This window comes from Qipengyuania qiaonensis (assembly GCF_019711515.1).
GTDB lineage: Bacteria > Pseudomonadota > Alphaproteobacteria > Sphingomonadales > Sphingomonadaceae > Qipengyuania > Qipengyuania qiaonensis.
This window is the reverse complement of the sequence record NZ_JAIGNO010000003.1, coordinates 289,236-302,662: the sequence shown is the minus strand read 5'-3', so window position 1 is coordinate 302,662 and position 13,427 is coordinate 289,236. Positions and strand designations below refer to the sequence as shown.

The window sequence follows — 13,427 nt, the reverse complement described above, 5'->3', positions numbered from 1 at the left end:
CATGAACATTCACGAATACCAGGCCAAGGAACTGCTCGCAAAATACGGCATCGGCATCCCGGCAGGACATGCCGCCCTCTCGGTTGAAGAAGCCGTCGCAGGTGCCAAGAAGCTTCCCGGGCCACTTTACGTCGTGAAGGCGCAGATCCACGCTGGTGGCCGTGGCAAGGGCAAGTTCAAGGAATTGGGTGCGGATGCGAAGGGCGGCGTGCGCCTGTCGAAGAGCATCGAGGACGTCGAAGCCAATGCCAAGGAAATGCTCGGCAATACGCTGGTGACGATCCAGACCGGCGATGCTGGCAAGCAGGTCAACAGCCTTTACGTCACCGACGGCGTCGACATCGCGTCCGAATACTACCTCTCCATGCTGGTCGATCGCGCGACCGGCCGCGTGGCCATGATCGTCTCGACCGAAGGCGGGATGGATATCGAGGAGGTCGCCCATTCGACGCCCGAAAAGATCGCCACGATCGCCATCGATCCGGCGCAGGGCTTCATGCCGCATCACGGTCGCGCGGTGGCCTTCGCGCTCAAGCTTGAGGGCGACCTCAACAAGCAGGCGCAGAAGCTGGCCAAGCAGCTCTACACCGCCTTCATGGACCTCGACTGCGAGATGCTCGAGATCAATCCGCTGGTCGAAACCGAGGACGGCAATCTGCTGGTGCTCGACACCAAGATGAGTTTCGACGGCAATGCGCTGTTCCGCCACAAGGATGTGGAAGCACTACGCGACGTGACCGAAGAAGACCCCGCCGAAGTCGAAGCGAGCGAATACGACCTCGCCTACATCAAGCTGGACGGCAATATCGGCTGCATGGTCAATGGCGCAGGCCTCGCCATGGCGACGATGGACATCATCAAGCTCAACGGCGCTTTCCCGGCGAACTTCCTCGACGTCGGCGGCGGTGCGACCACCGAGAAGGTCACCGCGGCGTTCAAGATCATCCTCAAGGACCCGGCGGTCGAAGGCATCCTCGTCAACATTTTCGGCGGCATCATGAAGTGCGACGTGATCGCGAATGGCATCGTGCAGGCGGCGAAGGACGTGAACCTTTCCGTTCCGCTGGTTGTCCGCCTCGAAGGCACCAATGTCGAAGAAGGCAAGGCCATACTCGACAATTCGGGTCTCGCGATCGTCAGCGCCGACGATCTGGGCGATGCGGCCAGGAAGATCGTTGCCGAGGTGAAGAAGGCGGCCTGAGCGCCGCTCTCGCCTATCGCTCCATCCGTTTGAAGCGGAAGACCAGCTCGCCTGCGGGTTTGCCCTCGCGCGTCATGCGGACGGCCGCCAGCAGGCCTTCCTCGCCGTCGCAACGCAGCGTCAGCGCGCGGAAATAGGCTGCGCAGTCTTCGAGAGCGATCAGGTCGAAGGTCAGCATATCGTCCTTCTCTTCCCAACCGGTGAGGTCGGCATTGAAGTGCTTGAGACGCAACACGAGCGAGCCACCTTCTTCCATCAGATACATGTGCTCGGTAAAACGGACGGTGTCTGCGTCGGCCAGTTGGACGAAGGTGCCGATCATCGTGCCCCCGGTCGGAGGTAGCCAGCTCTCATAGGCAGGCTGGCCGCCTATCCCCTCACCCGCCCATTGACCGGCGAGCCAATGCATCTGGTCGAGTGTGGCAGGAGGCGGGGTGTGGTCCTCCGGTACGGTGCGGGTTTCCTGCGCCGAAACCGGCATTGCGCATAGCGCTGCGAAGCTTGCGGCAATGGCCCAGACGCGCATCGAACACCTCCTGTCTCGACCCAATGAAACTATGCCCGGCGCCAACCATAGTAAAGACTGGTGCCGACGCCGCTTGACCTGCCCTGCCGCGCGAGCGAGGGACCAAGGCGAGGGTCGTATACGGCTCCATCGCCTTGCTTGACGTTTACGTAAACGCAAGCTAGGCGAGCGCCACAGTTTCAAGTCGAGAGGAAGGTAACACCGATGAAAATCCTCGTCCCCGTCAAGCGGGTGATCGATTACAACGTCAAGCCGCGGGTCAAGGCCGACGGCTCGGGCGTCGATCTTGCCAACGTCAAGATGAGCATGAACCCGTTCGACGAAATCGCCGTCGAGGAAGCCATCCGCATCAAGGAAGCGGGCAAGGCCGAGGAAATCATCGCCGTCAGCATCGGCCCCGCCAAGGCGCAGGAGACACTGCGCACCGCGCTCGCCATGGGTGCCGATCGCGCGATCCTGGTGCAGACCGACGACGAGGTCGAGCCGCTGGCGGTGGCAAAGATCCTCAAGGCCATTGCCGAGGAAGAACAGCCCGGCATCGTGATGTTGGGCAAGCAGGCGATCGACGACGATTCGAACCAGACCGGCCAGATGCTAGCCGCCCTCATGGGCCGCCCCCAGGGCACGTTCGCCAATACCGTCGAGGTCGATGGCGACAGCGTCACCGTGAAGCGCGAAGTCGATGGCGGGCTGCAGACGGTTAAACTCGCCCTGCCGGCCATCGTCACCACCGATCTACGCCTCAACGAGCCGCGCTATGCCTCGCTCCCCAACATCATGAAGGCGAAGCAGAAGCCGCTCGATACCAAGGCCCCTACCGATTACGGCGTCGACACGGCGCCGCGTCTCAAGACCACCAATGTCTCCGAGCCGCCGGTCCGCCAGGCGGGCGAGAAGGTCGAGGATGTCGACGCGCTGGTCGCCAAGATCAAAGCGCTCGGCATAGCCTGAGTCACACGAACGAGAAGGAACACGGATATGAACACCCTCGTTTGGGTCGAACACGACAATAAGAGCGTCGCTGACGCGACGCTCGCCGCCGTCACCGCCGCTGCCGAGCTGGGCGAAGTCCACCTGCTCGTCGCGGGATCGGGCTGTCGTGCGGTGGCCGACGAAGCCGCCAAGATCGCGGGCGCCGGCAAGGTGTACCTCGCAGACGATGCGGCTTACGAGCACGCATTGGCCGAAAACATCGCACCGCTGGTGGCCGATCTGATGGGCGAGCACGACGCCTTCGTCGCGCCCGCGACCACCACCGGCAAGAACATCGCCCCGCGCGTCGCCGCACTGCTCGACGTGATGCAGATCTCGGACATCCTTTCGATCGAGGGCGACAAGACCTTCACCCGCCCGATCTACGCCGGGAACGCCATTGCGACGGTGGAGTCCTCCGACGCCAAGCTCGTTATCACCGTTCGCGGCACGGCCTTCGAAAAGGCCGCGCCCGAAGGCGGGTCGGCGAGTGTCGAGGACGTGTCCGGCCCGACCGATGCCGGGATATCGACCTTCGTCAGCGAAGAGATCGCCGAGAGCGACCGCCCGGAACTCACCAGCGCCAAGGTGATCGTGTCGGGTGGCCGCGCGCTGAAGGATTCCGAAACCTTCGAACAGGTCATCACCCCGCTCGCCGACAAGCTTGGTGCCGGCATCGGCGCGAGCCGCGCGGCAGTCGATGCGGGCTATGTTCCCAACGACTACCAGGTCGGCCAGACGGGCAAGATCGTCGCCCCCGAAGTCTATATCGCGATCGGCATTTCGGGCGCGATCCAGCACCTCGCCGGGATGAAGGATTCCAAGACGATCATTGCCATCAACAAGGACGAGGATGCGCCGATCTTCCAGGTCGCCGACATCGGCCTCGTCGCAGACCTGTTCAAGGCGGTTCCGGAGTTGACTGAAAAGCTCTGAATTGCATTGTCACCGAAATCGAATAACCCTCCTACCGGGCACCGGTAGGAGGGTTATTCATGTTGGGTCGCATCATCTCCGCAGCATTGTTAATTTCAATAGCCGCGCAACCGGCTGCCGCTGCGGCAAGGGAACCCGTAATTCTGGAGCCAAGCTCGACTTGGCAAATCGACTATGGTGAAACACGCTGTCGCATTGGGCGAATTTTTGGCGAAGACGGTGGCAAAACAGCGCTCTATTTAGAGCAATATGCGCCGTCGGACGAGTTCGAATGGGTCATTGGAGGTCCATTGATTGACCGACTGAATGCCAGCCACAGATTCACTATTCAATTTGGGCCGGGACAAGCGCCTTACGAATTTAGGCCGAAGATAAATCTGACCATGGAAAATTTCGGAAAAGCTGTCGGCGGGAACGGTTTCGAGGGATGGTCCAACGCAGAAGACGGGGCGAAGGACGAGAATAGCGCCGAACCGGTTGGGCTGCCGAGCCTGTCATCTGAACAAGGCAAGGGCATCGATTGGATCGAAGTATCGCGCGCAGGTCGTGCCTATCGGCTGAACACGGGTAATCTGGCACCCGTGTTCGACGCAATGAACGCCTGCATGGAGAATCTCGTGACTCATTGGGGAGCGGATATCGAAACCATGAAATCCCGCAAGACGGAGCCCGAGATCGTCAACCTCGAACAGGTCGTACGCCTTGTTCAGACACGATATCCCAAGGCAGCCGAAATGCATGGCTCGCAGGCGAGTCTGCAAATTCGTGTGATGGTCGAAGCCGATGGGACTGTGGCAAAATGCCATACGGATTCGGTCACCAAGGCAGAACGGTTCGACGACAGCGCGTGTGTAGTTTTCCTGGAAAGTGCGAAGTTCAAGCCCGCTACCGACCTTCAGAACCGACCTATCCCGTCATACTACGCGGTTCGGGTGTCGTACCAGCTTTACTGAAAGCGCAGCTTAGATCACGTAAACATCCAGCGTGTGGATGGTCATTCCGACCAGTCCGCCGACAAGCGTGCCATTTATGCGGATGAACTGGAGGTCGCGGCCGACTGCGTTTTCGACGCGGTCGGTGATTGTCTGCGCATCCCAGCGGCGTACGGTTTCGGACACCAGCCGGACGATCTGGTCGCCATAGCGTGTCGCAACGCCCACGGCAGTGCGGCGGGCGAAGCGGTTGACCTGCCTTTGCAGCCGTTCGTCGTCGCGCAGCGCGGCGCCAAGCTCGCCCAGCGTCTGTCCGATATAGTCGCGGCCGGGCGCGTCGGAGTTGCGGATCGCACCGATGAGATTGGCACGCAGCCGCTCCCACACGCCCTGCCACCATTCGCCGATTGCAGGGTTCTCGAGGAGCTCGCGCTTCATGCGCTCGACCCTTTCCTGCATCTCCGGATCCTCGCGCAGACCTCTGGCGAGTTCGTGCAGACCTTCCTCGATCTTGTCGCGCAAGGGATGCTCGGGATCGACCAGAACCTCCGCCAACAGCTTGTAGAGCCCATCGAGCACCGAGTTCGCCAGCCGCTCGTCGAGGCCGGTAAAGCGCAGCACGGCATTCGCGCGCCTGTGCACCATGTCACGTACCATCGCCTCGTTGTCTTCCAGCACCAGGCCGGCCCAACGGATGATCTTGTCGATTAGCGGCTTGTGACGCCCATCGGCGATCATCGCTTCGAGCATACCGCCAAGCAGCGGCGCAATCTCCAGCCTGCCGAGCTGCGCCTTTATCCCGCTGCGCACCTGCGTGCCGAGCCGGTCTGGATCGAGCGATTCGAGTACCTCGATCGCCAGTTCGCCCGCACCGGCGCGAATGCGTGAATCCTTCGTGGCCTTGGGATCGGCCAGGTAGCTGCCAACGGCCTGCGCGAGATTCATCGAGCCCATCCGCCGGCCGACCACGGCGGGAGTAAGGAAGTTCTCGCGCAGGAACCCCGCCATCGTATCGGCGATGCGATCCTTGTTTTCGGGAATGATCGCCGTGTGCGGAATGGGCAGGCCGAGCGGGTGGCGGAACAAGGCGGTGACCGCAAACCAGTCCGCCAGTCCCCCGACCATCGCAGCCTCGGCGAAAGCATGAAGATAGCCCCAGGCGGGATGGGCATCGAGAAAGCGGCCCGACCACAGGAAGAGCGCCGCCATCAGCACGATCAGCCCGGTCGCCGTCCGGCGCATTGCGCGCGCGCGATCAGGCGGGATCGATGGACCGGTAACGTGCCGACCCGCTGGCAAGCGGACATTCACTCTGCGGGTTCGACTCCGGGTTCGGCCGAGCCGTCACCAATAGGACCTCGCTTGTCATCGCCTTCCTTGTAGGTCAGCATGCGCGTACGCAGCCATGGTCCGATGCGTTTCTCGAAGCCATCCGCCAAGCTGAAGCCAGCCGGAACGATCAGCAAGGTGAGCAGGGTCGAGAGCAGCAGGCCACCGATCACCACCGTACCCATGGGGGCACGCCAGGCGCCATCGCCTCCCCCGAACACGCCCGACAGAGCGGTAGGAACCATGCCCGCCGTCATCGCGACCGTCGTCATGACGATCGGTTGCGCGCGCTTGTGGCCGGCATCGATAATGGCGTCGAGCTTGCGCGTGCCTTTGTCCATTTCCTCGATCGCAAAATCGATCAGCAGGATGGAGTTCTTCGAGACGATGCCGAGCAACAGCAGGATGCCGATATAGACCGGCATGGATTGCGGCTGGCCGAAAATCCAGACAAGCAGGATGCCACCAAGCGGGGCGAGCGCGAGACTGGTCATGTTGACCAGCGGGCTCATCAAGCGCTTGTAAAGCAGCACCAGCACCGCGAATACCAGCAGGACACCCGAAACGATGGCGATCAGCAGGCTGGTCATCAATTCGGCCTGCCATTCATCCTCGCCAACCGCATCGCGGATCACGCCCTGCGGCAGGTTCTGCAGGATAGGCAGGGCGTCGAGCTTGGCCTGCGCCTCTCCCTTGACCACACCCTGCGCGAGGTCGGCACCGACCAACACACGGCGGTTCTGGTTGTAACGCTGAATGGTGGTGGGTCCGGAGCCGAAGGAGATGTCGGCAACGCGCGACAGAGGCACCGAGCCGCCGCTTGCGGTCTGCACGGGCAGGTTCTTGATCGTTTCAAGACTTTCGCGCGATTGTTCGGGCAGCTTGACGCGGATCGGAATCTGACGGTCCGACAGCGAGAATTTCGCTGCGTTCTGTTCGATTTCGCCCAAGGTCGCGATACGGATCGTCTGGCTGAGCGCAATCGTGGTCACGCCGAGTTCGGCTGCAAGATCCTCGCGCGGCTGGATGATCAGTTCGGGCCGATTGATGTCGGCACTGATGCGCGGGGCGACCAGCATGCCGATCCCCTTCATTTGCTCGACCAGCGTCGCTGCCGTCTGATTGAGCAATTCGGGATCCGATCCAGCGAGCATTATTGTCATGTCGCGGCCCGAGCCGAAACCGCCCGATTGCGACGCAAAGCGAACGCGGGCGTCGGGAATTTGCGCGAAAGTCGGCGCAAGCCCACGTTCGAATTCGATCGAGGTTCGTTCTCGATCGGGGCGCAGGGTCACGTAGATCGTTGCCTGTCCTTCGCGCACCCGCTCGAGCGCGATTTCGACCTCTTGCTGATCATAGAGGATCTGTGCGACGCGGTCAGCCACGCGCTCGGTCGTTTCGAGCGTCGTACCGGGCACCATTTCGATTTCGACCCGGCTGTTCTCGTCATCGATCACGGGCTGAAACTGTGTCGGAACAATCCCGAATAGCAGGATAGTGAACAGCAGGGAGAAATAGCCTACGCCGAGCATCCATACGCGATGATCGAGGAAGCGCGCGTACAGATACTGCCACGCCTGCGCCATGTGATCGCCAAAGCGGCGGACTATAAAGCCGAGTATACGGAAGAAGGCGAGCGTGGCGACCAAGCCGGCGATCAGCGGCACCGCAAGCTGAAGGATACCGACCACCTTGGCGAGAATTTCGGCACCGATATTCGCGCCGGGACCCGCAATCATGGTGGTCACGCCGAAACCCTGGATGAAGCCGGACAGAGCGAAGGTCACCATTGCGGAGATGGCCAACGCTGCAAGCACCACCAGGAATAGCGACAAAACGTAAAGCCAGCGATGGCGCGGCCCTTCGATATTTTCGCGGGCGGCATACATCTTGCCCCGATTGAGCGACCACTGCAGCACATTCATGTAGCGGTCCATCATCGGACCTTCACCATGCGCCGCCTGGCCATGCGCCTTGAGGAAATAGGCCGCGAGCATCGGCGTGATCATGCGCGCGACAGCCAAGGACATCAGAACTGCCACGACGACGGTGAAGCCGAAATTCTTGAAGAACTGGCCCGATATGCCCGGCATTGCGCCGACCGGAAAGAACACGGCAACGATGCAGAAGCTGGTCGCTACAACAGGCAGGCCGATTTCGTCGGCCGCATCTATCGACGCCTGGTAGGCCGTCTTGCCCATCCGCATATGCCTGACGATATTCTCGATCTCGACGATAGCGTCGTCGACCAGCACGCCGGCGACCAGCGCAAGCGCCAGCAGTGAAAGCTGGTTCAGGTTGAAGCCGAGCAAATCCATGAACCAGAAGGTCGGGATCGCTGACAGCGGGATCGCGACCGCTGAGATCGCGGTCGCGCGCCAATCACGCAGGAAGAAGAATACCACGACCACGGCGAGGATCGCGCCTTCGATCATCGCTGCCATGGCGCTTTCGTACTGGTTCTCGGTATATTTGACCGTATTGAACAGCGGGATGAACTTCACGCCCGGGTTTTCCGCCTCGATCTCGGCGATCTTTTCGAGCGCATCGTCATATACCGTCACATCCGACGCACCCTTGGCGCGGCTCATGGCAAAGTTGACGACTTCCTTGTCGCGCACCTTGCTGATCGAGGTCCGTTCCGAATAGCCATCACGCACGCGAGCAACATCGGCCAGCTTGATCGTCCGGCCGCCGCCAAGTTGGATCTGGCGCTGGCTGAGCGCATAAGCGTCGTCGCTATTGCCAAGCACGCGAACCGACTGCTTCGTCCCGCCGACTTCCGTCGCACCGCCTGCGGCGTCGATGTTGCTCTGGCGCAGCACGCCATTGATTTGGCTTGCGGTAACGCCCAGCGCCTGCATTTTGGGCAGATCGAGAATAACTTCGATCTCGCGGTCCACCCCGCCAAAACGGTCAACCTCGGCCATGCCTTCGATGCCGAGGAGCTGCTTGGCCACCGTGTCGTCGATGAACCAGCTCAACCCCTCGATCGTCATATCGTCCGCCTCGACCGCGTAGATCGCAAGGAAGCCGCCGGAAATCTCCTCTTTGGTCACCTGGGGTTCGATAATGCCGTCTGGCAGCGAACTGCGGATCTGGTCGACCGCATTCTTTACCTCGGCGACCGCATCGTTGGGATCCGTGCCGATTTCGAACTCGATAAAGGTATTCGAATTGCCTTCGCTTGCGGTCGAATTGATCGAGTTGACCCCATTGATCGAACGGACAGCCGATTCGACCAGCTGGGTAATCTGGTTCTCGATCTCCGTCGGCGCCGCGCCGGGTTGCGAGATCGAAACGTTGACCGCGGGAAATTCGATATCGGGATTGTTGACCACGTCCATCCGCGCAAAGCTGATCAGGCCAGCGAGCAGCAGCGCCGTGAATGCAACCAGCGGGATGACAGGGTTGCGGATTGACCAGGCGGAGATATTGCGGAAATTCATCTACTTGCCCCCGGTCAATCGGCCTCGGCCATCTGTGTCTTGACGGTCTCGCCTTCGGTCAGGAAGCCGCCAGCGCGCAACACCACCTTTTCGCTGCCGGTAAGGCCATCGGTTATCACGATACCGCGCGAGGTAACGGCACCGGTCGTTACAGAGCGACGTTCCGCTTTGCTTTCGCCGTTGACGATCAGGACGTATGGTCCGTCGCGGTCGGAAAGCACAGCGCTCTCGGGCAGGATCGGCGCCACGACCGTGCCGCTGGAGATTGTCGCGGTGGCAAAGCCTCCCGGACGCAGGCCCGGCGCATAGGAAAGCGCGATACGCACGGTACCCTGGCGGTCTTCCTGGCTGATCGTCGGCGAAATCTGCCAGACCTGGCCGGTGAAGAGTTGGTCGGTGCCGACCGGGCGGATTTGCGCCGTAGTCCCCACCGACATGGATGCGAGCGAGTCTTCTCCCAGCCGCGCCAGCATCTCCATCTCGCCGCCGCGCGCGATCCTGAAGAGTGGCGCAGCACCGCCGCTGACGGTCTGCCCAGGCTCCACGTTGCGTTCGAGCACGTAGCCCGAAGCAGGCGCGAGAATGTTGAGCCGCGCGTTGCGAGCGCGCAATTCACCGAGCTGTGCCTGCGCCACACGGACCCGGGCCACTGCGGCATCGCGCGTCGCGGTCAAGCGATCAATATCGGCCTTGGAGACGAACCCGCGTTCGACCAGTTGCAGCGCGCGATCGAGATTGGCCTGGGCGAGATTTGCATCTGCCTGGGCGACCTGAATATTGGCGGCGGCACTCTGGACCTGCTGGGTCTGAACGGACTGGTCGATGCTGGCAAGCACCTGCCCCTGCCGTACCCAGTCACCGGCATCGATCGGCACCGACACCACGCGACCACCTTCGCCGACGACGCCGACCGGCATTTCGCGACGCGCCGACAGCGTCCCGGTGGCGGTGATCTGACCGTCGACCGTGGTTTTGCCAGGGGTAATAACGGTCACGGTGGGGGCTTGAGCATTCTCGTCGCCGACCGGCGTGGTTGTGCCGCTCCCGCGCATCACGAAGAAGGCACCGATGGCCAGTGCGAGCACGATCAGCGAACCAATGATTATCAGACGACGCTTGCTACGGCGGGCGGAATCCTCGAATTCGGCAGGCTCATTGTCGAGACCGATCGTTATCGGCTCGCCTCTTTCGGCCATTACTCCAGATTCGTAGTTCATGTTTTACCCTGCCCCAGAAGCGCTATGGATAGGCAGTGTATTACATTGCTATATCACTTAGCGCAAGATATTCGCCATGTGCGATAGACGCAGGCCGAACGCAGGGCAATCGAGGCTTCGACCAGAGGCATGCATGGCTTGACGAATGTCGCCCAGGCACAACACAGGTCCAATCTCGAAAACAAAGGGTGGGCGCCGTCCGACGCCCCACCCATCGATAATGTTGGATAATGTTGTTTTATGGACGCTTAGCGAACGCGGCCGCGCTGAACCATGTTGGCGATACCCAACAGCACGATCGCGCCAAGGAGCGACATGAGCAGGCCCGGTACGCTGAAGGTAGTAAGCGTTGCGCCGACACCGATGAGCGAGCCGAGAAAGCTGCCGATAAACGAACCCACAACGCCGACGATGATGTTCCAGAAGATGCCCATCGATGCGTCACGGTTCATGACCAGGCTGGCAAGCCAGCCGATGATGCCGCCAACGATGATTGCGATAATCCAACCCATTACAATTCCTCCTGTTTATCCCGTCAACCCGTGCGACCATTCAACGGGCCGGTGGGACGAACGGTTCCCCGCATTTCCTGACGGGAATGCAGTTGGAGCGTGCGGATTGATGTTTGGTTCCCGTCCGGCAAGGCGGGCGGAAAGGGAGGGTCAGTACTTCAGCTGGCGCTCGTACAGGTCGCGATAATGCTGGATGCGAGTTACGCGCAGCCCCTGCATGCCCGACCGGTCGACCGCGCGTTGCCACGAGGCGAATTCTTCAAGACTGAGCGAATAACGCTCGAGGACCTCGTCGATCGTCAATAGGCCGCCATTGACCGCTGCCACGACTTCGGCCTTGCGACGAACGACCCAGCGCTTCGTGGTAGGCGAAGGCAGGTCGCGAAGGGTCAGCGGCTCCCCGAGTGGGCCGATGACTTGCGCAGGGCGGATGTCCTGGTTTTCGATCATTTGTTCTCTCTATCGCCTTGCGCCGCATCGCTTGCGGCTTCCCCAAGGCTTAGCCCGCTCGTTTTGCCATGACTTAAATCATCATGGTTAAGCGACGGTTTACTGTCGTCAACGCCTTCGCGGCGCGCTTCGCCGAACGCATTGAACCCGCCGTCGACCTTCGCGAGCTCGTCGCGAAGCTCCCGAGTCGCGGCGAGCTTCGCTACCAGGTCGGTCCAGCGAAACTGCCGCAAAACCGTGCTTTCGCGCGGTTCCGGAAAGTCCGCTCTGTTGATGTGCCCCTCAAACATGCCATTGTGAATAACGCTGTATGGTAAACGTTCCATGAAGCTTCCGATCGCGCCGTTACGGGCAACTACTGGTCGCAAGCGCGCAAGGCGTGTATGGGGCGCTTCATGCCCGCAACCGAAACCCTTTCGCCGGATCAGGCCGCCGCGCTGTTCGACCTGCCGAGACCGGCAGCCCAATGCCGTATCGTCGTCGCGATGTCGGGCGGCGTCGATAGTTCCGTGGTTGCGGCATTGGCCGCGCGCACGGGAGCCGAGGTCGTCGGCATCACCCTGCAGCTTTACGATTACGGCGCAGCGACGGGGCGCAAGGGCGCCTGCTGTGCGGGCGACGACATCCGCGATGCGCGGGCCGTAGCCGAACGGCTGGGCATCGCCCACTACGTTCACGACCACGAGAGCGCCTTCCGCGAAGAAGTGGTCGAAACATTCGCCGACGATTATCTGGCCGGGCGCACACCGGTGCCGTGTATCCGCTGCAATATGGGCCCGAAGTTCACCGATCTGCTCGATATGGCGCGCGAACTGGGAGCCGATTGCCTGGCCACGGGCCACTATGTCCGCCGCATCCTGGGCGCTGCCGGGCCCGAATTGCACCGCGCCGCCGATCCGGCTCGCGACCAGTCCTATTTCCTCTACGCAACCACCGACGGGCAGCTTGATTTCTTGCGCTTCCCGCTTGGCGGGATGCCCAAGGCCGAGGTGCGCGAGCTGGCGGAAAGCGCGGGCCTGCGCAATGCAGCCAAGCCCGACAGCCAGGATATCTGCTTCGTTCCCGATGGAGACTACGCCAAGATCGTCAAGAAGATGCGGCCCGAAGGCGCTCGCCCCGGCCCGATCGTTCATGCCGCCACCGGCGAAATGCTGGGCGAGCATAAAGGCGTGATCCACTATACGGTCGGCCAGCGGCGCGGGCTGGAAATCGGCGGGCAGCCCGAACCGCTCTATGTGGTGGGGATCGATGCAGTTCAGGCGCAGGTCCTCGTCGGCCCGAAGCGTATGCTAGCCGTCTGCGAAGCGCATATCGTCGAAACCAATCGCATAGGGCCGCTGCCCGACCTGCCCCTGACAGCCAAGGTTCGCAGTCTCGCCAAGCCAGTCCCCATTATGCTCGACGGGTCGCTCGGCAACGGGAAGGGAGTCACCGTCCGCTTTGCCGATCCCGAATTCGGCGTGGCGCCGGGCCAGGCGGCGGTGATCTATGCCGGCGACAGGGTCGTGGGCGGAGGCTGGATCGATTCGACGACGCGGGTCGCCGCTTAATCGCGCCACTCCTGCAATACACAGCCATAACCTTCGCGGTATACTGCCGTGTCCGAGGCAATGAACGGAATCGACGCGGTCACGCTTTTCGCTTCGGGATCCTCGCTCAGCGAAATCAGTTCCATCCCTTCGAGCTTGTCCTTGGTGCAATCGTCGAGACTGCGTCCAGCGACGAAGCGGCACGAGCATCCTACCCGCGCCGCATAGGCCGACCCGACACCGCCGGTCTTGCGCAAGCCTTCGCCCCAGGCGAACCAGGCAGCGCCGAGCAGTGCGACGACCAACAGGACCAGCCACAGCCAGCGGCGCGATTTGCGGGAGCGTGTTTTGGCCGTTGCCAAGCGGGATTCCTT

13 protein-coding genes are annotated in these 13,427 nt (G+C 61.6%); 5 read left to right on the top strand and 8 right to left on the bottom strand.

The genetic code is table 11. The features are described 5' to 3' along the window. Window position 1: 1 nt before the first annotated feature. Window positions 2-1,201, top strand: a complete 1,200-nt coding sequence (sucC, locus tag K3174_RS07215) for an ADP-forming succinate--CoA ligase subunit beta (protein ID WP_221557398.1) — start codon at window positions 2-4, stop codon at window positions 1,199-1,201. Window positions 1,202-1,214: 13 nt separating this feature from the next. Here the strand turns inward: sucC and K3174_RS07210 are convergent, their stop codons facing one another. Further along, on the bottom strand, window positions 1,215-1,727 hold the full coding sequence (locus tag K3174_RS07210; RefSeq protein WP_221557396.1) for a DUF6265 family protein: 513 nt from the start codon (window positions 1,725-1,727) through the stop codon (window positions 1,215-1,217). 204 nt (window positions 1,728-1,931) lie between these two features. On the opposite strand from K3174_RS07210, the gene K3174_RS07205 reads away from it, so the two are divergent. From K3174_RS07205 to K3174_RS07195, 3 genes are read left to right on the top strand one after another with little or no spacing between them, the layout of a single operon-like run. Further along, complete coding sequence (locus tag K3174_RS07205; RefSeq protein ID WP_221557395.1) at window positions 1,932-2,678, top strand: electron transfer flavoprotein subunit beta/FixA family protein; 747 nt, start codon at window positions 1,932-1,934, stop codon at window positions 2,676-2,678. Between the two features lie 27 nt (window positions 2,679-2,705). After that, window positions 2,706-3,635: an electron transfer flavoprotein subunit alpha/FixB family protein gene (locus K3174_RS07200; RefSeq protein ID WP_221557386.1), complete on the top strand. Its 930-nt coding sequence runs from the start codon at window positions 2,706-2,708 to the stop codon at window positions 3,633-3,635. Between the two features lie 59 nt (window positions 3,636-3,694). Then, entirely contained in the window at window positions 3,695-4,588 is an 894-nt protein-coding gene (locus tag K3174_RS07195; RefSeq protein WP_221557384.1) for an energy transducer TonB, read from the top strand. Window positions 4,589-4,597: 9 nt separating this feature from the next. Here K3174_RS07195 and K3174_RS07190 read toward each other — a convergent pair whose 3' ends face one another. The 6 genes from K3174_RS07190 to K3174_RS07165 form a co-directional block, all read right to left on the bottom strand. Further along, window positions 4,598-5,809: a DUF445 domain-containing protein gene (locus tag K3174_RS07190; RefSeq protein WP_221557382.1), complete on the bottom strand. Its 1,212-nt coding sequence runs from the start codon at window positions 5,807-5,809 to the stop codon at window positions 4,598-4,600. Window positions 5,810-5,874: 65 nt separating this feature from the next. After that, the gene (locus tag K3174_RS07185) at window positions 5,875-9,345 is read right to left on the bottom strand and encodes an efflux RND transporter permease subunit (RefSeq protein ID WP_221557380.1); all 3,471 of its coding nucleotides are present in this window, start codon (window positions 9,343-9,345) and stop codon (window positions 5,875-5,877) included. 14 nt (window positions 9,346-9,359) lie between these two features. Next, window positions 9,360-10,562, bottom strand: a complete 1,203-nt coding sequence (locus K3174_RS07180) for an efflux RND transporter periplasmic adaptor subunit (RefSeq protein WP_221557372.1) — start codon at window positions 10,560-10,562, stop codon at window positions 9,360-9,362. A 248-nt stretch (window positions 10,563-10,810) separates the two neighbouring features. Then, the gene (locus K3174_RS07175; protein ID WP_221557370.1) at window positions 10,811-11,074 is read right to left on the bottom strand and encodes a GlsB/YeaQ/YmgE family stress response membrane protein; all 264 of its coding nucleotides are present in this window, start codon (window positions 11,072-11,074) and stop codon (window positions 10,811-10,813) included. A 150-nt stretch (window positions 11,075-11,224) separates the two neighbouring features. Continuing rightward, on the bottom strand, window positions 11,225-11,524 hold the full coding sequence (gene sciP / locus K3174_RS07170) for a CtrA inhibitor SciP (protein ID WP_221557367.1): 300 nt from the start codon (window positions 11,522-11,524) through the stop codon (window positions 11,225-11,227). Then, entirely contained in the window at window positions 11,521-11,850 is a 330-nt protein-coding gene (locus tag K3174_RS07165; RefSeq protein WP_221557366.1) for a hypothetical protein, read from the bottom strand. Before K3174_RS07165 ends, sciP begins: the two co-directional genes overlap by 4 nt. 69 nt (window positions 11,851-11,919) lie before the next feature. On the opposite strand from K3174_RS07165, the gene mnmA reads away from it, so the two are divergent. Next, window positions 11,920-13,074: a tRNA 2-thiouridine(34) synthase MnmA gene (gene mnmA / locus K3174_RS07160; RefSeq protein ID WP_221557364.1), complete on the top strand. Its 1,155-nt coding sequence runs from the start codon at window positions 11,920-11,922 to the stop codon at window positions 13,072-13,074. Here mnmA and K3174_RS07155 read toward each other — a convergent pair. Then, a complete protein-coding gene (locus K3174_RS07155) occupies window positions 13,071-13,415 on the bottom strand; it encodes a hypothetical protein (protein WP_221557361.1) in 345 nt (114 codons plus the stop codon). The genes mnmA and K3174_RS07155 overlap by 4 nt on opposite strands. Window positions 13,416-13,427: the final 12 nt, after the last annotated feature.